The sequence below is a fragment of the Brevibacillus brevis genome, assembly GCF_022026395.1.
In the GTDB taxonomy this organism is placed as follows: Bacteria; Bacillota; Bacilli; order Brevibacillales; family Brevibacillaceae; genus Brevibacillus.
Window position 1 is genome coordinate 1,804,421 of record NZ_CP041767.1, and the last position, 20,488, is coordinate 1,824,908.

General features: G+C 48.0%; 17 protein-coding genes and 1 pseudogene. 8 read left to right on the top strand and 10 right to left on the bottom strand.

Annotation, left to right across the window (positions count from 1 at the left end; genetic code table 11):
• The first annotated feature begins 181 nt into the window (after positions 1-181).
• A complete protein-coding gene (locus FO446_RS09030) occupies positions 182-1,510 on the top strand; it encodes an ATP-binding protein (RefSeq protein ID WP_173608573.1) in 1,329 nt (442 codons plus the stop codon).
• 76 nt (positions 1,511-1,586) lie between these two features.
• Here FO446_RS09030 and FO446_RS09035 read toward each other — a convergent pair whose 3' ends face one another.
• A complete protein-coding gene (locus FO446_RS09035) occupies positions 1,587-2,774 on the bottom strand; it encodes an MFS transporter (protein WP_237900430.1) in 1,188 nt (395 codons plus the stop codon).
• Positions 2,775-3,175: 401 nt separating this feature from the next.
• Here FO446_RS09035 and FO446_RS09040 point away from each other — a divergent pair.
• A pseudogene (locus tag FO446_RS09040) lies at positions 3,176-3,352 on the top strand (transposase); the annotation flags it as partial.
• 369 nt (positions 3,353-3,721) lie between these two features.
• Here FO446_RS09040 and FO446_RS09045 read toward each other — a convergent pair.
• The 6 genes from FO446_RS09045 to FO446_RS09070 all read right to left on the bottom strand — a co-directional run bounded on the left by FO446_RS09045 (position 3,722) and on the right by FO446_RS09070 (position 8,300).
• On the bottom strand, positions 3,722-3,892 hold the full coding sequence (locus FO446_RS09045) for an LPXTG cell wall anchor domain-containing protein (protein ID WP_221867764.1): 171 nt from the start codon (positions 3,890-3,892) through the stop codon (positions 3,722-3,724).
• A gap of 26 nt (positions 3,893-3,918) precedes the next feature.
• Entirely contained in the window at positions 3,919-4,614 is a 696-nt protein-coding gene (locus tag FO446_RS09050) for an ABC transporter permease (RefSeq protein WP_229087991.1), read from the bottom strand.
• Entirely contained in the window at positions 4,607-5,530 is a 924-nt protein-coding gene (locus FO446_RS09055) for an ABC transporter ATP-binding protein (RefSeq protein WP_237900432.1), read from the bottom strand. The genes FO446_RS09050 and FO446_RS09055 overlap by 8 nt, the downstream gene beginning before the upstream one ends.
• An 83-nt stretch (positions 5,531-5,613) precedes the next feature.
• Complete coding sequence (locus FO446_RS09060) at positions 5,614-6,555, bottom strand: sensor histidine kinase (RefSeq protein ID WP_173608569.1); 942 nt, start codon at positions 6,553-6,555, stop codon at positions 5,614-5,616.
• A gap of 4 nt (positions 6,556-6,559) precedes the next feature.
• Positions 6,560-7,273 (bottom strand): response regulator transcription factor, encoded by a 714-nt coding sequence (locus FO446_RS09065; RefSeq protein WP_304502558.1) that lies wholly within the window; start codon positions 7,271-7,273, stop codon positions 6,560-6,562.
• Between the two features lie 268 nt (positions 7,274-7,541).
• Positions 7,542-8,300: a TrmB family transcriptional regulator gene (locus FO446_RS09070; RefSeq protein WP_173608568.1), complete on the bottom strand. Its 759-nt coding sequence runs from the start codon at positions 8,298-8,300 to the stop codon at positions 7,542-7,544.
• 396 nt (positions 8,301-8,696) lie between these two features.
• On the opposite strand from FO446_RS09070, the gene FO446_RS09075 reads away from it, so the two are divergent.
• The 6 genes from FO446_RS09075 (at position 8,697) to FO446_RS09100 (ending at position 14,796) form a co-directional block, all read left to right on the top strand.
• Positions 8,697-10,958 carry an immune inhibitor A domain-containing protein gene (locus FO446_RS09075; RefSeq protein ID WP_237900435.1) on the top strand — a complete coding sequence of 754 codons (2,262 nt, stop codon included), beginning with the start codon at positions 8,697-8,699 and terminating at the stop codon, positions 10,956-10,958.
• A 199-nt stretch (positions 10,959-11,157) separates the two neighbouring features.
• A complete protein-coding gene (locus tag FO446_RS09080; RefSeq protein ID WP_047071129.1) occupies positions 11,158-11,988 on the top strand; it encodes an electron transfer flavoprotein subunit beta/FixA family protein in 831 nt (276 codons plus the stop codon).
• Entirely contained in the window at positions 11,985-13,007 is a 1,023-nt protein-coding gene (locus FO446_RS09085) for an electron transfer flavoprotein subunit alpha/FixB family protein (RefSeq protein ID WP_173608565.1), read from the top strand. The genes FO446_RS09080 and FO446_RS09085 overlap by 4 nt, the downstream gene beginning before the upstream one ends.
• Entirely contained in the window at positions 13,000-14,295 is a 1,296-nt protein-coding gene (locus FO446_RS09090; RefSeq protein WP_173608564.1) for an FAD-dependent oxidoreductase, read from the top strand. Before FO446_RS09085 ends, FO446_RS09090 begins: the two co-directional genes overlap by 8 nt.
• Complete coding sequence (locus FO446_RS09095) at positions 14,295-14,591, top strand: ferredoxin family protein (RefSeq protein WP_237901052.1); 297 nt, start codon at positions 14,295-14,297, stop codon at positions 14,589-14,591. Before FO446_RS09090 ends, FO446_RS09095 begins: the two co-directional genes overlap by 1 nt.
• Positions 14,592-14,607: 16 nt before the next feature.
• Complete coding sequence (locus FO446_RS09100) at positions 14,608-14,796, top strand: hypothetical protein (RefSeq protein ID WP_173608563.1); 189 nt, start codon at positions 14,608-14,610, stop codon at positions 14,794-14,796.
• 36 nt (positions 14,797-14,832) lie between these two features.
• On the opposite strand, the gene FO446_RS09105 is transcribed toward FO446_RS09100, so the two are convergent.
• The 3 genes from FO446_RS09105 to FO446_RS09115 form a co-directional block, all read right to left on the bottom strand.
• Positions 14,833-15,222, bottom strand: coding sequence for a M67 family metallopeptidase (locus tag FO446_RS09105; RefSeq protein ID WP_217366942.1), 390 nt, complete (start codon positions 15,220-15,222; stop codon positions 14,833-14,835).
• A gap of 22 nt (positions 15,223-15,244) precedes the next feature.
• The gene (locus FO446_RS09110) at positions 15,245-15,421 is read right to left on the bottom strand and encodes a hypothetical protein (RefSeq protein ID WP_217366941.1); all 177 of its coding nucleotides are present in this window, start codon (positions 15,419-15,421) and stop codon (positions 15,245-15,247) included.
• Between the two features lie 83 nt (positions 15,422-15,504).
• On the bottom strand, positions 15,505-20,403 hold the full coding sequence (locus FO446_RS09115; RefSeq protein ID WP_237900437.1) for a coiled-coil domain-containing protein: 4,899 nt from the start codon (positions 20,401-20,403) through the stop codon (positions 15,505-15,507).
• Positions 20,404-20,488: the final 85 nt, after the last annotated feature.

Sequence of the window (20,488 nt, forward strand, 5' to 3'; positions counted from 1 at the left end):
AATATTCCGAATCATAATTCAATGTATGATTTCGAGAACTATAATGAAGCGAAATTCATATTATGTAGACATTTCCAGTAGAAATCTCTAAAATATTAGAGAGACATGTTCAAAAAGTCGTGTTTTTAGTATAACTGCGTAATCAAAAGACGACTTTTTGAACAGATGGATTGAGGAGATTATGACGAGTACACACCCGAAAAATCCCAGAGTTCTAGTCATTATGCTCGTTTCTGGCATCCTTGTTTTGATCTTGACTTGTGTAAGCATCGCGATTTCCTATTTCAATACGATTCAATCCGTCCGACTCTCCATTGCGAATCAAAGCATGAAAGCTGCTTCTACAGTAGCAGACAGTCTAGATGTTGACGCGTACCAAGAGTTTTTACGAAATCCGGTAAAAGAGACCCCCGCCTATAAACGAATCGAACAGCAATTGAATCAAGCTCGTGAGCAGTTCGGTTTGCTGTATTTATACACGATTCAAGTCAGCGAAGACAGGCAAAGTGGTCGCACAATGATCGTCGCAAGGCCGCCAAATGCGAAGCAAAATTTTGATATCGGTAATCCTATTGTTCTATCTTCTGAGCACATTCAAACGATTTACGAAGGATCATCAGCGTACTACTCAGAGATTATCAGAGATCCAGATTACGGGGTCTACATGTCTGCGGGCGCGCCGCTTAGAGATAGAGAAGGAAAAATCATCGGAATCATCGGAGTAGATACGGACGTAGCCATCATCGAGGACATTGGAAACGATGTCGTTCGTAGCAGCATTCCTGTTTTTGCGATTCAAGGTTTGTTTGTCGTCGTACTGATCTTTCTGGTTCTTTGCATGGAACGCTGGTACCAACGCGCCATCAAGGCAGCAGTTGGCGAGACGGAAGAAACCTACCAGGAAGAATTGCGCTCAGTCATTTGCTCGATGCGCTCCATACGCCATGATTTCGTCAATCACATGCAAGTGCTCTACGGTTTGATCGAATGCGGATATTATCCAAAAGCACGAGATTACGTGCAGTCGTTGCTGAAAGAAACCAAGCTTTTGGACCTCACGGTGAGATTTGCGAATCCTGCTTTAATGGTATTGCTTCACACCAAATGGGAGCAGGCCAAATCCAAACAAATCGTCATGCAATTTGAAGAATGCTCTGATCCAATCGATAGCATTCCTTCCATTGATCTGATCAAAATTTTATCGAATCTTATTGATAATGCGATTGAAGCGGCTGAGTTAGCGGATGGGGAAAAGCGAGTCAGCATCTATTTTTGCTGTGATGAAGAACACGTTGTTTTCCGAGTGGAAAATACAGGACCGGAAATAACGCCAGAACAACGTGCACGTATTTTCGATAATGGCTATACAACGAAAAGAGAGAAAAAATGTGGTGGGCGCGGAACGGGTCTGACGATCGTAGATGCAGTTGTTCACAAGTACAAGGGGAAAATTGAGGTTTGGTCCGAGCAGGGAATCACGAGATTTACCGTTTGGTTGCCAGTGAAATAGGCTCAAAACGAAAACGATTCTAGGATGATACGAAAAAGCCGTCAAATAGTTGACGGCTTTTTGCTTTTGCGAGGCGCTATGCATGGTGTCCTGGCGCTGGCTGCACCACTTGGCTTTCCTGTGCTGGAACAGGGCGTGAGATCGAGTAGAAGGCAAATCCGAACGAAAGCAGTACGAACACGGCTCCAACCCATGGTGTGTAAATAACGGAGGATCGCTCGACGACGAGACCGCCAGCCAGAGAGCCAAGGGCGATACCTAAATGCTGGGCAGAAGTATTCAGGCTTAATTGAATGTCCGCAGTAGCAGGTGAGCAGGAGATCAAATAGTTTTGCTGTGCTGGCGAAATAGCCCAGCTAAGCGCACTCCAGATGACCATGATCGGCAAGAACAAATAAAGCGAGCCTGTAAAAAACGGCAAGACACACATGATCAAGCCGAACACTGGAATAATCAACAAAATGCTCTTGGTTGCTCCCCACTTGTCAGCAATCCAACCGCCAATACCACCACCTGCAACGGCAGCAATCCCGAACAGGAGATAAATCCAGCTCAGTGTCGTTGCGTCTACATTCATCGTCGTTTGCAAATAAGGGGTAAAGTATGCATACAGCGTCAAGTGACCTGTCAGCATTAACATGACGATAAACAAGGCGCTGAATAGCTTGCCGCTACGGAGGGTAGTCATTTGATCACGCAGCGGAATCGGCGGTGCAGTTTGAACTTTTGGCAAAAACATGAGGATAAAAATCATCGCAACGATACTCAGAGCCGCAATCAGCCAAAACGGGGCACGCCATCCGAAGGCATTCCCCAGAGCCAGTCCGACAGGGACGCCGAGTACAAGCGAACCGCTAATCCCCATGAAAATAACGCCAATGGCGCGACCACGGTAAGCAGGTTCCACAAGACTCGTTGCAATGGTAATCGACAGCACAATCAGGATGGAACTACTTGCTGCACTCAAGATACGTGCTGTCATTAATACGGCGTAGCTCGGACTAAGTGCCGCAAGTACATTGCTCAGGAAAAAGGCTGCTAATGCAAACAAGTATAGCTTTTTGCGCTCGACACGCCTCGTAACATGCAGGAGCAAAGGAGCGGCAACAGCAAAGGCAAGCGAGAAAATGGTGATTAATTGTCCGGCGGCACTAATTGATACCTGAAGGTCACGAGCGATCAGATCGAGCGTACCACCGATAATCAATTCCACCGTACCTACGACAAAGGTAGCAATCGCTAAGATGAAGACACGTGGATTCAAAACAATAGCTCCTCTCAAGAAAAGGTTACTACCATAATAGTAACCTTTTTGGTCGTGTGCAACTAGAAATTTCTCCATATAAATAGAAAAGACTCCGGCCAACTGTAGAATGAAAAACATAGAAAGTTCATTCGATAAATGTCACAAACGGTTTGTCAAATTTAAACCCACTGAAATAACAAAATAGGGAAAGGATATGAAGTGGGAAAACCAAGACACGATCATAGTTTACGAGCACTATTTTAATGAAGAAAAAAATCGCCAAGCTCATGATTAATAAAGCTATAGAAGAGGCACAGAAACGTCCATATAATCTTCCGATAGAGTTTCATTACAACGAACCTGAACGCATTTGAGAATGTCTTTATTTCCGTTTATGGGACAAGCCATCATTTGTCTAGGACCTGTTTCGTGACACGATCCAGCAGTTCTTTTAAGCTGAAATGGATGATCACTTAGGTTAAAACAAGCATAGTTCCGACGGTGACTATACTGGAAATAGTCGAAATGGCTACAGTAAAAAGACGGTGAAAACGAAGTTTGGCAACACAGAGCTTCGTGTGCCTCGCAATCGTAATACACTAAGGAACTCGAGTTTTTTCATATTGCCGGTACCCTTGGTAGTAGCAGCCATTGTTCTCTGGAATACAGTACTTGGAGTGAGCGACAATGTTGGCGTTCGCCCTTAACGTACGATTTTTTCCATTTCGTGAGGTGACCCCAAGCTGGCCGTCTTGCCACGATGGTGCCAGTGGGCAGGTCTTCAAGGCTGATGGAGGGAACAGGAGCTTTTAGCATCTAGAAAAAAAGAAGGAGCTTGTCGCGCCGCGACAGCTCCAAGAAACCCCAATTCTTTACCTTTGGCTCTACGTCCATGATTCTTTCGATTGCAGTAACTCCGCCACTATAATAGCCCTCGTTTCATTTCACCCTGATGCTCCTGCCGCTCACTGCTTTTTCTTCGCGAACAGCAACCAGCTCGCGGACAGGACCGCTAATGCGACAGCACCTAGCATACTGATCAGCACATGTCGGTCTCCCGTTCCCACATACAGCAATCCATTCAAGACAAAAGAAGCGGTGCAAAGCAAAAAGCTCCATTTCAATACTTGTCGCATGATCCTAATCTTCTCCTCCAGTTCTGCTACTTGAGCACATCGACATGCTCGATGTTTCGAATCGACATATACGCGACGGCCGCGCCGAGGAGTGCCAGTCCAATCGGCACTGCAAGAATGGAATATAAGGTGAAGCCGTTGACGTTCTGGCAGACGAGCATCACGACGATGAGTGACGACACGATGGTAGCCGCGCCTGAATGTTTGCGCATGCCGAAATTCAGAGGAATCAGGCTTAAAAAGCTGGTCGCCAGCGCACTCATCACGACCGCAAGCAGCGATTTGGTTGCAACGGACCACGAGAGAGGCTCTGGAACAACGGAGGCGAACAGATTGAATACATAAAAGCCAACACCAACAAACAGGTTCGCCGCAATATCCGCAACGAGCGTAAACAGCACGACGACGAGCAGCTTGGCTGCGATGAGCTTTTTGCGATTGATCGGGTACATGAACAGTACCGTGATCGATTTGTTGCGGAACTCGTTAATGACAAGCCGGGAAATGAGCACTGACGCGAACACAATGTACGTTCCCCGAATGAGTGTATCAATGACGGAGAACGCCATATCGTAGCTCGTAAAAGGCATCTTTTCTGTAATTTTCGAGTCAAGGCTGATAAAGCAAATTAGACTTAAGATCACGACGTTGGCGATCATCGCTGCCCGAATATAAGACCCGATCCGAAACTTGCGCATTTCGAGCTTCATGAGCTTAAACACCGACGCCACCCCCATTCAGAATGGACAGGAAATAATCCTCAAGTGACCCTTTTTTCTTATGAACCGCTTCGATCTTGACATCGTGCAGCACCAAAGTCTTCATCAGCTCGCTTTGCGGAATACGGCTATCGTAAATGCGGATTTGGCCATCGTCGGTGACGCGGACATTGGATATTTGCAAATAGTTTTCAAGCACGTAGGCCGCTTTCCTACTGTCGTTCGTCGTGATTTCGATATACTCCTGTGTTTGCTTGACGATATAGTCCATCGAAACTTCCTGCAGCAGCTTGCCGCCGTTCATGACGGCGATCGTGTCAGCGACCAGCTCCACTTCCCCAAGTATATGGCTAGAAATGAGAATCGTGGTCCCATATTGCTTGCACAGCATTTTGAACAGATCGCGAAGCCCCTTGATTCCTACAGGATCGAGACCATTCGTCGGCTCATCGAGAATCAGCAGCTCCGGCTTGGTCGTGATCGCCCGCGCGATGCCGAGCCGTTGCTTCATCCCCAGCGAAAATTCCTTTACCGCTTTCTTGTCGATCCCTTTCAGATTGACCAGCTCAAGCGCCTCATCAATCGCCTTTGGGTCATGGTAGCCCATATATTCGCAATGCAGCTCCAGGTTTTCACGGGCCGTCAGCTTTTCGTAAAAGATCGGGTTTTCGATGATCGTGCCCATTCGCCCCAGCAGTCGGTACGACGTATCAGTCAGCCGCTCACCGAAAATTTCGATCTCACCTTCCGTCGGCTTCACCAGGTTCGTGATCATTTTCATGACCGTTGTTTTGCCCGCACCGTTTGGACCAAGCATGCCGTATATTTCGCCTTGCTTGATGTTCATATTGACGTTCGAAACAACTTCCTTACCCATGTAAGCACGAGTCAGTTGATTCGTTCTTACGATATACGTCATCGTTCGATGCCCCCTTCGTTCGTTACAAGCTCTATCGTAAGCATCGAATTTTGCTTTTTCCTTACCTGATTCTTACAAATTCCTTAAGCCCCGAATGCGATTCGCTTCAGTCTGACGGTAAACACTGTTTTTTCGTACGGCTTGCTATGGATGCGGATCGTCCCTCCTTGAGCTTCGATCAGCCTTTTCGTAATTGTCAGCCCGAGACCGCTGCCCTGATACGATTTGTTACGGGAGTCCTCCAGCGTGTACATCCGCTCGAACACCCGGTCCTGATGCAGCTCGTGGATCCCTTTGCCCCGATCCCATACGTCCACATATACAAACTCGTCGTCTCCGCGCAATGTTAATCCGACCACCATCGCCTCTCCGCCATGCTGAATCGCATTGGCGATCAAATTGTTCAGGGTGCGGTCCAGCGCTTCCTCGTTCCCCCACGCATACATTGGCTTGTCCGGGATCTCAATCGCGACCTCAAAGCCTTTGACCGTCAGCGTGTCATAAAATGCGAGTATATTTTTTTCGCAAATATCGTTCATGTGGATCCGAGAAAGGGGCATCGGCTCGTCCCCTGACTCCAGTCTCGCCAAATCAAAAAACTGTCGGATGAGCTGCAGCACCTCGTTGGCCTTGGCGTGCACCTTGGACAATAGAACCTTTTGTTTCGCTGCGTCCATGTCCGGATCCAGATTGATCGTTTCGATATAACCAAGTACAACGGTAAGTGGCGTCTTCAAATCGTGCGATATGTTCGAGATCATTTTCCGCATCGACTGCTCCATCTTCAGGAAATTCGCCGCTCTTTGCTGGTTGTGCTCCAGCAAATGATTGATTTCGATCAAGACCGGTATCAATGCGCGATCGTCCGTAAAAACAAGCAGCTTTTCGCTTGTGCCACCCTCGATAATGTCCTTTAATTTGTGGTGAATCAGTTCCAGGCTGGAGCTTCTAGCCCGGTAAGCTCGGTATTGAGTCGCAATCACGACGAGCAAAAGAACGACCAGCACAACTAGCGCGATCACCATGTCATTATCCTTCCCACTTGTAGCCAATGCCCCACAGCGTCTTGATATAACGTGGTGCGGATGGCTGGTCTTCGATTTTTTCCCGCAACCGGCGGATATGGACGTTAATGACGTTTTCGTCCCCATAATATTCGTCATTCCAAATAAAGCCGTACAGCTGCGCCTTCGTGAACACGCGATTTGGATTTGTGGCGAACAGCTTCAGGATTTCGAATTCTTTGGCCGTCAGCTTCAGATCGACATCGTTTTTCGAAACTGAAAAATTTTCCAGATCAATACGCAGGGCTCCGAACATCAGCACCTTGGCAGCTGGAGATGCCTGATCTGCTGAGCCCGCTCCCGCATTCGAATACGTCGTGGCACGACGAATCGCCGCTTTGATCCGAGCCGACACTTCAATGAGAGAAAACGGCTTTGCAATGTAATCGTCGGCACCGAAGCCGAGCCCGATCGCTTTATCGACGTCGTTGTCCTTTGCCGACATGATCAAAATCGGCACCGAGCTGTTTTCTCGGATCCTCTTGATTACCTCGATGCCGTCCAGCTTTGGCATCATGATATCGACAATGACAATATCGAAGTAGCTTTGCCGAAACTGGGCAATTCCGTCCAGTCCATCAAACGCTGCCAAGACGTCGTAGCCTTCTTTGATCAGATGATTCCGAAGCATCTCGACGATTTGGGCATCGTCCTCAATCAGCAGTATGTTGTGTGGCATGGTGTTCTCTCCTTAATCCTATCCTTTTAAAAAAATCTCTTCCGAAACGATCACGATGTTTCCGAATACGCACATAGGAGTAGCGCTAGCAAATCGCGTTTATCTTAACTTATTGTGACCATCATTGTTAAATCAATGGTTGTCACATTGGAGTTAAGATAAACGCGTAATGTAAATGGCTAACATGGTATTTAGTTATTTATATTTATTGGTTATTTTGGATACTTTGTAGTTTTTAATAAAACCAAAAGCCAAAGTCCAGGGATTGTCAGTATCGGAGGCGGATAATCATCTTGCGGATTTCTTCATCGTCAAACAGTTGATCCACGTATTTTTGGGTGATTTTTGTCAGTGCGACATCATGGTAAAAAGAATCGGCAAAAAATTTGACGAACGGTTGACCGCGTGTCTTGATCGCGTGCCACCCTGTTTCCTCCTCGCCTGCAAAAATCATTTCGTCTTGGTCCGCTACAATTAGCTGATAGCGCTCCAAGCCTTGATGCTCTTGCACAGGGATAAAGGAATGAACACAGGAAAGCTTGGTAGTAATCTGCCCGATCACCAATGCTTCGATCTCTACTCCTTCCTTTTCTTTCATTTCCAGTAAGGGTACATACTCTAAAAAATCATCGGACCAGGCGGAGATACGAATAGACCGAGTCGCTCGTTGGATCAATTGTTTGCATTCCGCGCGGATCGATTCGTCAACCTTCAGGCTCCAGACTCGGTCATCACGTACAGTTTTATGGGAAAGGGAGCTGGTCAATTTTTTGACGTCCGTTTGAAATTGGCGGGTCAGCTTTTCTACCAGGCTGTCCAGGGGAAGGGCTGTATACCGCTTTTTCTTTTCCGATACGGTGTCAAGGACCATCCCCTTTTCTACCAGACGATTCAACACCTCGTAAATTTTTGCCTTTGGCACCCCCGAATGCTTCACGACCATTGCTGCATCGAGAGGCTCGCCGCTAGACGCCAACGCTTCATAAACTTTACTCTCATACAGAGAAAAACCAAATGTTTGCAGCATCAAAATCCTCCATGGAAAACACGAGCATTTTTATTCGATCGTACCGATAATCGAGTTGTTTTGCAAGAAAGAGGAGGGGCGAAAGGAATATTTTATCGGAATGTATCGAGCTTTTTCGACAAAATTCGCTAATTTTTCTGTAGGTCTTTAGGCAGTAGACACACCATGCATATATCAAATTGAGACCCTATATATAAATGATTAGCCGAAAATTCGGCACTTGTTCCGAGTAGGTCGATAGCCTTATTGAGCAATTTCTTTTGAACGTGAAGGTTTTTTTGTCGAAGGAAAAAATTTGGCAAAGATTACGTATCACGTAATAATTAAGAATAGTCGGAATTGGGGGTTTAATTTTCCGATGCATCACAAATAGATAGAAAAAGAGGGTGAACCTTAGTGAAGAAAAGCAAAAAGCTCTTATCCGTTTTATTTTCCTCCTCACTCGTGCTCAGTACTTTCGTGGCTGCACCTGCAACGGGTTTGGCCAAACCCAAAGAGGACAAGCATGATCTGCATGTAGATTTGTCCACTGTTAACCTGGAGCGACTGATTAAAGGGTTAATGGAGCAAGGAATCATTGATGAAGACGCCGATCAGGAAGAGATTGACGAAGCGTTGCTCGAGTACTTCGAAGACAAAAAAGTCCCGCACGGCATTGATGAATCGTCCTCTTACGGTAAGGAAGCGAGCAGAGGACAGCAGGCAGCATTGGCTGATGCTGTGCAGAAAGTGGCTGAGATGGAGGACGGCGATGAAGTACGCTCTTCCAAACGACTACATACGGATAACATCGTTGTCGCTCTTATCGAGTTCCCTGACCGGGAGCATAACCAGCTACCAAAAGTGAGTGACTCGCTTTGGACAGAAGACTTCAACGAAAAGCACTATAAAGAGATGCTGTTTGATCAGAAGGGGTATGAAACTCCTGAAGGTATCGGCATGACAACAATGGCGAAATACTTCTATCTGCAATCGGGAAGATCTTGGACGGTTGACGGTGTGGTAACGCCATGGCAAATGGCAGAGAACGGCTACAAGTATTATGGAGGAAACTCCAAAGCCGGTGACGATTCCAATCCGCGCGATCTGGTAATCGAGACCTTGGCGGCAGTTGGGGAATCCATTGCTGGGAAAGAGGAATTGTACGATCAGCGCGACCCATATGACATCGATGGTGATGGAGACCTGATGGAGCCGGATGGCAATCTGGACAACCTCATGCTCGTTCATGCAGGGATCGGAGAAGAGACAGGGGAAGACCCAGATGCAATCTGGTCTCACCGTTGGACCTTGAAAAAACCAGTGGATATTCCAGGTACTAGCCTCAAAGCATTTGATTACATGATCCAGCCAGAAGATGGCGCACCAGGTGTATTCACTCACGAGTACGGACACAATCTCGGTTTGCCAGACTTGTATGACACCTCAAGAGCTGGAAAAGACTCGCCCGTAGGTGCTTGGTCCCTCATGTCGTCTGGTAGCCATACAGGTAAGGTCTTCCAAACAGAACCTACAGGCCTTGATCCTTGGTCCAAAATGGTTCTGCAACAAATGTTTGGCGGCAACTGGATTGCTCCGACTGTTCTGGACTACAAGGATGTAGAAAAACGCAAGAAAACGGTTCCGCTCATTGATGCGAGCAGCACCGAGAAAAGCGGAAAAGTCGTTAAGCTGAATATGCCGAAAGTTGAAAAGAAACCGCCGGTTGAGCCAAAAGATGGTGGCTACGCATACTTCTCGGATGAAGGCAACAAATTGAACACCAAAATGACTTCCGATGTGATCGATTTGACTGGGGTCAGCTCCGCTACGATGAAATTCGACTCATGGAGGAACATTGAGGAAGGCTATGATTACCTATCCGTCAATGTAATCGATGCGGATACAGGTGAGAAAAAAGAAGTGCAAAAATTCGATGATGTAACAAAAGGCTGGGACAAAGAAGAAATCAGCCTGAACGAGTTTGTCGGCAAAAAAGTGCAAGTCGAGTTTAACTATGTGACGGACGTTGCTTACGTGTTGGACGGCTTCTATCTGGATAACTTTGAAGTAGAGGCAGATGGGCAAGTTATCTTCGCGGATGATGCAGAGGGTGAGAAGAAGTTCAAGCTGGATGGCTTCATCCACTTTGATGGAAAAGGTAAAATGTATGATGCGTACTACCTGGTTGAACTGCGCTCTCATGAAGGAATTGACGCTGGACTGAAGTACTTCCGCCGCAACGACTCCTTCTTCACGTATGATCCAGGTATGGTGATCTGGTACTTTGATGGTCGCTACGAAAGAACACGTGATAACAATACGAGCCAGCATCCAGGCTACGGCTTGCTCGGTGTAGTAGATGCCCATCAGGAAGTGCGTTACTGGAACAATGATGAGGGTAACAAAAGCGCAATTGCAGACTCCCGCTATCAGGTGAACGATGCTGCATTTAGCCCGAACAAAACGTCCGGTATGGATCTGGATTACATTTATGGAACGATGAAATACGATCCGTTGAAAGGCGTTAAGGAGTTTGACGACAGTGATGATTACTCGATGCCGGAAGTACCGGAAGTCGGAAAAATTCTGCCGCAAATCGGTTTGCAAATCAAGCTGAAAAGGGTAGACAAAAAGTTCACGGATGCTTCGGTTGAGTTCTCCATTGACAAACATTAATGAATAAGCCAAAAGACGCCACACAGCGCCAAGCTGATGTTTGGCGTCTTTTTCGTTTCCATGATTACTGGTCTAAGCTCGGCTGCATCGAAATAGGCTATAACAATGAACGACAAGCTGCCTGATCTGATTGCGCGTAAGAAAGGCAACCTTTTGTACAGGCATAGGAATCGCGCCCGGCAGCAAGGGGGGATCAATCATGCTGCATATTGTCGCTTGCATTAAGCAGGTGCCGGACACCAAAATCATCAAGATGAATCCGAAGACGAATACGATGGATCGCGCCAGTGCGCCAGCCATTCTCAACCCGTATGATGCACATGCGGTGGAGGAAGCCGTTCGTTTGAAAAATCGATATGGGGGTGTGGTCTCCGTCGTCACCATGGGACCGCCGCCAGCGGTGAAGGCCATTCGGAAGTGCATCGAGATCGGGGCAGACGCAGGCTATCTGGTAACGGATCGTGCATTTGCCGGAGCAGACACATTGGCGACCAGCTATGCAATTACCAAAGCCATTGAGAAGATTGCAGAAAGCCAGCCAGTCGACCTCGTCATTTGCGGGAAGATGACCATCGACGGTGATACGGGACAAGTCGGACCGGGAGTCGCCAGACGGTTGGATATTCCGCCGCTTACGTGTGTGAAAAAAGTAGTGGAGATAAACAAAGAACAAGGTTACGCCATCGTGCATCGAAAGCTGGAGGATGGTTATGAAGTCATTCAGTCGACCTTGCCTTGTTTGTTTTCCGTGGAGAAGGAGATTAACGAGGTCCCTTATTCTCCGCTGCCCAACATGCTTCGAGCTGCCAGATATAATCCTGTTGTCTGGTCCGTCGATGACTTGGGGGATATCGATCGGACGCAGTTAGGCCTGAAGGGCTCTCCTACCATCGTTGCAAAAGTTTGGCCCCCAGAGAAACCAAAGGGTGGCGAAATGCTCGAAGGAAGCGCCAGCGAGCAAATTGCACGCTTGATGGAAATTTTGCACGATAAACAGCGACTGTTTCGGGTGAAGGAGGAGCAGATATGAATCTGGATGATTTTCGTGGCATCTGGGTGTTTTTAGAGGTGAGTGACGGCCGTATCGCCCCTGTATCACTCGAGCTGCTGGGGGCGGGAAGACAAATGGCTGACAAGCGAGATGTGCCGCTTGCTGGTTTGTTAATCGGTGATGGAGTCAAGGAGTTGGCCCACACGGCGTTTCCCTACGGTGCGGACCAAGTGTACGTATACGATCACAAAATTTTTCATGAGTACCGGACAGAATCCTACATGCGAGCTGTCATCGCATGTGTCCAAAAGCACAAGCCGGAAATTATCTTGTACGGGGCAACCTCAACAGGAAAAGATTTGGCGAGCGCTGTTGCGACGGACTTGGAGACAGGACTGACCGCCGATACGACCATGCTCGATGTGAACGCGGAGACAGGTTTGTTGGAGGCGAGCCGTCCAGCGTTTGGTGGTAACATCATGGCGACGATTTTGTGCAAAAAACATCGACCGCAAATGGCGACGGTTCGCCCAAAAGTCATGAAAGCGCTTGAGCCAGATGAGTCACGTACAGGAGAGATCATAGAAGAAAGCTTGAAGCTGCGTGAAGAAGACATTCGCACAAAAGTACTGAAAATTGTCCGGGAGACGAAGGAAAAGGTGCGGCTGGATGAGGCGGATGTGATCGTCGCTGGCGGCAAGGGACTCGGAAGCAAGGAAGGCTTTGCGCTTATACATCGCTTCGCAGAACGAATCGGGGCAACCGTCGGGGCCAGCAGAGATGCGGTGGAAGCTGGCTGGATCGGTCATGAACATCAGGTCGGGCAGACGGGAGTGACGGTCACACCCAAAATTTACTTTGCCATCGGCATATCAGGAGCTATCCAGCATTTGGTCGGCATGCGCAACTCAGGATTGATCATTGCCATCAATAAAGATCCGAATGCACTCATCTTCCAGTCTTGCCACTACGGTATTGTCGGTGATGCGTTTGAAATTGTGCCATTGCTCATTGAAGCTTTCCAAAAGGAGCCGGACAAGGAGGTAACGTATGGCTGAGAAATTTGATGTAATCATTGTCGGAGCAGGTCCGGCTGGAACAGCTTGTGCTTATACACTTGCCAAAGCGGGCGTAAATGTTTTGTTGATGGAACGCGGGGAATATCCGGGTTCCAAAAACGTCATGGGAGGTGTTTTGTATCGCAAAACGATGGAAGACATCATCCCCGAATTTTACAAGGAGGCACCTGTTGAACGACCAATCGTCGAGCAGCGGTTCATGATGCTCGATAAGGAATCAGCTATCAATTTCAGTTATAAAGGCATGGAGTGGGCCCAGGAACCTTATAACAATTTCACGGTGCTGCGGGCGAAATTCGACCAATGGTTTGCAGACAAAGCCGTGCAGCAGGGAGCACTTTTACTCAATGAGACCGTCGCTCTGGAGTGCATTGTTGAAAATGGCAAAGTAGTCGGTGTGAAAACAGATCGACCGGATGGGGATCTATACGCAGATGTTGTCGTTCTGGCAGACGGAGTCAACTCCTTGCTGGCGAAATCGTTAGGTTTCCACAAAGAGTTTCGCCCAGACGAAGTAGCGCTCGCTGTCATGGAAGTACTGAAGCTGGATCGCAAAATAATTGAAGATCGCTTTAACCTCGAGGGTGATCACGGTTGTACGATTGAAATCTTCGGGGATTCGACCAAAGGGATTCTGGGGACGGCTTGGTTGTATACGAATAAGGACAGCTTGAATATTGGGGTAGGGACGATGCTGTCGGGTCTAATCAAAAACAAGATCAAGCCGTATGAGTTGTTGGACTATGTAAAGAATCACCCGATGATTCGGCCGTATATCCAAGGCTGTGAGCAGCAGGAATACTTGGCGCACCTGATTCCCGAGGGGGGATATCGTTCCATTCCCAAAATTGTCGGCAATGGTGTCCTTGTCGTAGGAGATGCTGCCCAGCTCGTCAATGCGATCCATCGAGAGGGATCGAATATGGCAATGGCATCTGGTGTCATGGCGGCGGAAACGATCCTGGCAGCAAGAGAGGCAGGGGACTATTCCGAAAAAATGCTCGACGGATACCGGATCAATCTCTTGAACAGCTTTGTGGGTCAAGATTTGAAAAAGTACAAGGACGCAACGCATCACTTTGAAAAATTCCCGCAGTATTTCGAACAATATATTCCGATGATGAACAAAGCGGCGAGTCAGATGTTCACGGTTGATGGCAGCTCGAAATGGAGCAAGCAGAAGAAAATCTGGAGCGACCTCGGCTCTGCGAAGGACAAATGGAGAATGGCGCGTGATTTGATGAATGCGTGGAGGGTGATGAAGTGATGCAGGATCTACCGAAGGGCCAGTCGATCGAGGAGAGACAGTATCTCGTGCGCTTCAAAGCGGATACGGAGTCACATCTGCATGTTCTCTCCGCTGATGTTTGTGCAACGCAATGCCCTGATAAGCTCTGTACCATCTTCTGTCCTGCGGAAGTATACAAATGGGAAGAAGTAAGGATGCACGTCGGTTACGAAGGGTGTCACGAGTGCGGGAGTTGCCGCATTGGTTGCCCGTATGAAAATATCAAATGGGTGTATCCGAAGGGTGGACACGGAATCATCTTCAGACTCGGGTAATGGGCGGCGATGAGCGGTGATACAAGTCGGCGATCTGGTCGTATATGTAAAGGATGGGGCAAAGGGAGTTGTCATTCATATTGAGGAGGACCGCTTCCAGATAAAATGGGAAGATGATTTTGTCAGCTGGGAGAAAAGGGAATGGCTGCTGCCCAGTTCCTTGGAGCCGGGCGACCATCTAAAACAGAAAGAACAGCGGGAGTAAATTCCCACTGTTCTTTTGTTTTGAGGAATTTGACTACTAGTTACGGACTGTATAAGGATACACCCGAGCAAAAGACCCCTCAATTCGAAAACAGCCGAGAACTGGTTGTGGAGAAGCGAGCGAAACGATGAGATACGCAGCCTCCGGGTAATGACAGTAAGCAATATCTTCAGGTGACGGAATGGGAGGAGCAGTAGGGTGGGAGTGATAGATCCCGACCAAATGCTCCCCGCGAAACGCCATTTTGTGGAAAACGTGTTGAATCTGCTTGGGGTCCATGGCGAAGGCCACGGGGCTTTTCAATGTATTTTCCATTCGCCAAACCGTTTGTGCACTCCCATTTCTACCGGAAAGCAATCCACACGTTTCATTTGGCCTCTTCTCCAGGGAATCTCGGATGATCTCATCATAGACAGCACGGGTCATGGAAAAGGGGGTCTCTAAAAGATTAGCCCTGCCAACGCCTGCCGCAGCATCCTCCACTCGTTCTAGTCTGGACGGACGGTTGAACTCTGTGAACCGGACCGGATTTTGGCAAAGGTGATGGTGGCATTCGACGCTGGGTAGGTTGGACAGGGTGTTGTTGACGCTGTTGGTACAGTGCACGCATTTGTTCAGGTGTCATGGTTTTTTCCTCCCTTTCTAGACTGTACTATGTTGTATTCAGTATGGCTGCACATGGTAACGGCTCTCGCACATTTTACTTATTCAACGAAACGGGTTGAAGGCGTTGGCGTTTGGGGGATACATCGGCATTTTTACTGGTGTGGGAGTTACTTGTTGTGTCGAGGGATCGGAGCTTGGCATAAATGGAGTGGTTTGTTGGAATTGGGTGCCTGGCTGGAATTGAGTATTTTGTTGGAATGAAGCGCTATGCTGGAAATGGCTGAAGGCTTTATTGGATCGAGTTTCTTTTTGCGTGAATTCTTTGATGATTTGTTTGTATTTTTCTTCGTTGTTTTGGAACTCTTTCACCATGTTTTTTAGTCCGGCTATCGTCTTTTTCATCAATTGCTCCTGGGATGTAAACTCTTCAATGGCTTTTTCTTTTTCCGTTAGCAGAGTGTCATATTTTTGAGTTGTTTTCTCTAGCATTTCGTTCCATTTATTTTTTTGAAGAGACACGTTCGCGAGCTTCTCGTCGGTTTCCTTGGCTTGTTGCTGAAAAGCTTTGATGCGATTCTCCGCCTCCGTTAATTGCTGTCGTGCTTCTTTTAACTCCGACTGGAGACTCTTAACGGTGTTTTGTGTTTGTTGGATTTCTTCGTCGCGTTTTTGGATGCTTTGCTGCAATTCTTGCTCATGCAGGGAATGGGATTCGGCCAGCTTTTTATAGTCAGCGACGAGTTGATTTTTCGTTAACCGGGCTGCCTCCAGCTCAAGCAGAGCTTCCGTTAATTGTTGAGAAGTCGCTTCGTGTTTGGCTGTCCAACTCTGTTCGAGATCGATTGCTTTTTGCAACATCTCCTGGCGGGTCGCTTCTAGTTCTTGCGCTTTCGTGTGTAAATCTTGTTTTTGCGCTTCGAGTTCTTGCTCTCGGGTGTATCTATCTTGATTCTGCACTTGCAGCTCCTGCTCCCGGATATGCAAATCTTGCCTTTGAACTTGGATTTCTTGCTCCTGAGAGAGTAGTGCTTGTTCCAGTGTGTGTAGTTCTTGCTCCCGAGTAAGCAACTCCTGTTCACGAGTTTGTAGGGTATGCGCTTGAGCGAGCAGCTCCTGCTCTTGGTTGTGTAGCTCTTGATCTCGCGCGTTCAGCTCTTGTTTCAGCGTGAGTAACTGTTGCTCGTGGGAGTGGATTTCCTGCTCATGAGAGAGAAGCTCCTGTCCGCGAAGCTGCAGCGCTTGCTCTCGGGATTGAAGTCCTTGTTCTTGTACCTGTAGTTCTTGGCTCTGAGTCAAAAGCGTTTGCTCCTGGGAGAGGTTGGCTTGTTCCCAATCCCGAAGCTCCTGTTCATGGGTCTTGAGTTCTTGTTCTTGAACCTGCAACGCCTGCGAATGAGCTTGTAGTTCTTTTCCTTGAGCCTGCAGCTCTTGTTCAAAACCGTTTAATTCTTCTACCCGTACTTGAAGGTCTTTCGTCTGCTCGAGAAGTTCTTGCTCTCTCGCCTGAAGCCCTTGCTCGAAAGCGAGCAGATCTTGTTCTTTTGTCTGGAGGTTTTGATTCTGAGAGTGAAGTTCTTGCCCGCGCGTTTGCAGCTCTTGCTCGAGAATGTAAAGGTCTTGCTCTCGAGCTTGAAGGTATTGCGTCTGTGTGAGAAGGTCTTGCCCTCGAACTTTAAGTCCTTGTTCGAGGATTGTAAGTTCTTGTTCTTTTGTTTGGAGGTTATCTGCTTGTGATTGCAGTTCTAGGCCCTGTGTCTGCAGCTCTTGTTCGAGAACATGAAGGTTCCGCTCCCGTGAATGGAGGTCTTTTGTCAGGGAATGCAGCTCTTGCTCTTTGGAAGTGAGCTGCTGTTCTTTCGTCTCGAGGTTTTGCGCTAGGGATTGAAGTTCATGGCCTTGTGTCTGCAGCTCTTTTTCGAGGACGTGAAGGTCCTGTTCCCGTGAATGGAGGTCCTGCGTCAGGGAATGCAGCTCTAGCTCTTTGGAAGTGAGCTGCTGTTCTTTCGTCTCGAGGTTATGCGCTAGGGATTGAAGTTCATGGCCTTGTGTCTGAAGCTCTTGTTCGAGAACGCGAAGGTCCTGCTCCCGTGAATGGAGGTCCTGCGTCAGGGAATGCAGCTCTAGCTCTTTGGAAGTGAGCTGCTGTTCTTTCGTCTCGAGGTTTTGCGCTAGGGATTGCAGTTCTTGGCCCTGTGTCTGCAGCTCTTGTTCGAGAACATGAAGGTCCTGCTCCCGAGAATGGAGGTCTTGCGTCAGGGAATGCAGCTCTAGTTCTTTGGATTGAAGCTGCTGTTCTTTCGTCTCGAGGTTATGCGCTAAGGAATGAAGTTCATGGCCCTGTGTCTGCAGCTCTTTTTCGAGAACATGAAGGTCCTGTTCCCGTGAGTTGAGGACTTTTGTCAGGGAATGCAGCTCTAGCTCTTTGGAAGTGAGATGTTGTTCTTTCGTCTCGAGGTTTTGGGCCAGGGATTGGAGTTCTTGGCCTTGCGTCTGCAGCTCTTTTTCGAGAACGTGAAGGTCCTGTTCCCGTGAGTTGAGGTCTTGCGTCAGGGAAAGCAGCTCTAGCTCTTTGGAAGTAAGCTGTTGTTCTTTCGTCTCGAGGTTATGCGCTAGGGATTGAAGTTCATGGCCTTGAGTCTGCAGCTCTTTTTCGAGAACGTGAAGGTCCTGTTCCCGTGAGTTGAGGTCTTGCGTCAGGGAAAGCAACTCTAGCTCTTTGGATTGAAGCAGTTGTTCTTTCGTCTCGAGGTTATGCGCTAAGGAATGAAGTTCTTGGCCTTGAGTCTGAAGCTCTTGTTCGAGACCTAGAAGTTTCTGTTCCCGTGAATGGAGGTTTTGCGTCCGGGATTGAAGTTCGAGTCCCTTAGCCTCGAGTTTTTGCTCCAAATCGAGCAAGCCCTGCTCCCGTGAGTTGAGGTCTTGCGCCAGAGAATGCAGCTCAAGCTCTTTGGACTGAAGCAGTTGTTCTTGCGTCTGCAGGTTTTGTTTTAGGGAATGAAGTTCTTGGCCTTGTGCCTGAAGCTCTTGTTCGAGACCTAGAAGTTCCTGCTCCCGTGAATGGAGGTTTTGCGTCAGGGATTGAAGTTCGAGTCCCTTAGCCTCGAGTTTTTGCTCAAAATCGAGCAAGCCCTGCTCCCGAGCGTTGAGGTCTTGTGCCAGGGAATGCAGCTCTAGCTCTTTGGACTGAAGCAGTTGTTCTTTCGTCTGTAGGTTTTGTTTTAGGGAATGAAGTTCTTGGCCTTGTGCCTGAAGCTCTTGTTCGAGACCTAGAAGTTCCTGCTCCCGTGAATGGAGGTTTTGCGTCAGGGATTGAAGTTCGAGTCCCTTAGCCTCGAGTTTTTGCTCAAAATCGAGCAAGCCCTGCTCCCGAGCGTTGAGGTCTTGTGCCAGGGAATGCAGCTCTAGCTCTTTGGACTGAAGCAGTTGTTCTTTCGTCTGTAGGTTTTGTTTTAGGGAATGAAGTTCTTGGCCCTGTGTCTGAAGCTCTTGTTCGTGCTCGAGAAGTTCCTGTTCCCGTGAGTTGAGGTCTTGCGTTTGAGAATGTACCTCTAGCTCTTTGGACTGGAGCTGTTGCTCTTTCGTCTCGAGTTTTTGCTCCAGACCGAGAAGTTCCTGCTTCCTTGCATGAAGGTCTTGTGCCTGAGAGTGCATTTCCAGTCCTTGCGCTTGTAACGCTTGTTCAAGACCGAGAAGTTCCTGCTCCTGTGCTTGAAGCTCTTGTCTCTGAGAATGCAACTCCAGCTCCTTAGCCTGGAGGTCTTGCTCAGTAACAAGCAGTTCTTGTTCTTTGGTCTGCAGGTTATGTTTTAAGGATTGCAGTTCTTGGCTTTGCCCCCGCAACTCTTGCTCAAAACCGAGAAGTTCTTGCTGCCGCGCTTGAAGCTCTTGTGTCTGGGAATGCAGCTCCAGCTCCTTAGTTTGGAGCTTTTGATCTGTGGCAAGCAGCTCTTGTTCTTTCATCTCCAGGTGATCCGCTTGAGAATGTAGTTCTAACCATTGGGTCTGAAGCTCTTGTTCAAGACCGAGCAGCTTCTGTTCCCGTTTTTGTAGGTGTTGCGTCTGAGAATGCAGCTCTTGCTCCTTCGACTGGAGGTCTTGTTGGAGAGCGTGTAGATCCTGCTCGTGCGCCTGGAGACTATGCTCAAATGCGTGGAGGTTTTGCTCTCGCACCTGTAGTTCCTGTTCCCGCACCTCTCCATTTGCGCTTGCTTCTTTAAGCTGCTGTAGGGTAGAGAGTGTCTGCTCTTCCCGTGCCCGTGCGTCCGCCAACTGCTGATTCAACGATTCGATTTTGGATTGTTGCTCGTGCTGCTTCATCTGCGCACTCTCAAACTCTTCATTTGCATGATCCAAAGCTTGCTTCCAGGTAATCTGTTGCTGCTCCAGATGCGCGATCATGTCTAAATGCTGCTGTCGTTCTTGCAGGATTTCCTCGATTTGACTCAGTTGCTGCTGATCTTGCTCGTGTAACGCTTTTTGCCATTGTGACTCTTTTTGCTCGTAGCTTTGTATACGCCGTTGGAGCAATTCAATCTGCTCGCGCAAGTTTGCTTCCTGCGCTTGATGTTTCGACATGATTTCTTCAAGCCGTGGACCTTTTCGTTGCTCTCTGATCTCAGTCTGCAAGCTTTCGATCGAACTCTTTAGTTTTGCCTCTGTTTCCTGGTGGTCGGCTATGGCATTTTCGCGTTGTTTCAAGAGATGCTCGTAGTAGTCGAGCTTGCTTTTCATTTCTTGAAGCATGTCTTGTGAATCGTTCAAGCGCTGTTTCCATTCTGCCCCTTTGCTGTCCAAATCGTGGAGGTTCTGGTTTAATTGCTCAAGCTGGTCTCTGTATGCTTCGTTTTTTTGGGATGTTTCCTCTATCAGCTTTTGTAGGTGCCACACTTCTTTCATGAGTTGGTTTGCTTTGTCTTCGTAGTAGTGTGCTTGTTTTTTTAGCAGGAGGAGCTTCTCATTTTCTTTCGGCTTGTTCGCATTGGAGATTCTCCTTTTGTACACAGTGTTGTCCTCCTTTTTCCGTCTGGCATTCCCATATAGTCATATGTACGGGGTGGGAATTGGTGCCTGTATTGTAGTGACTGTT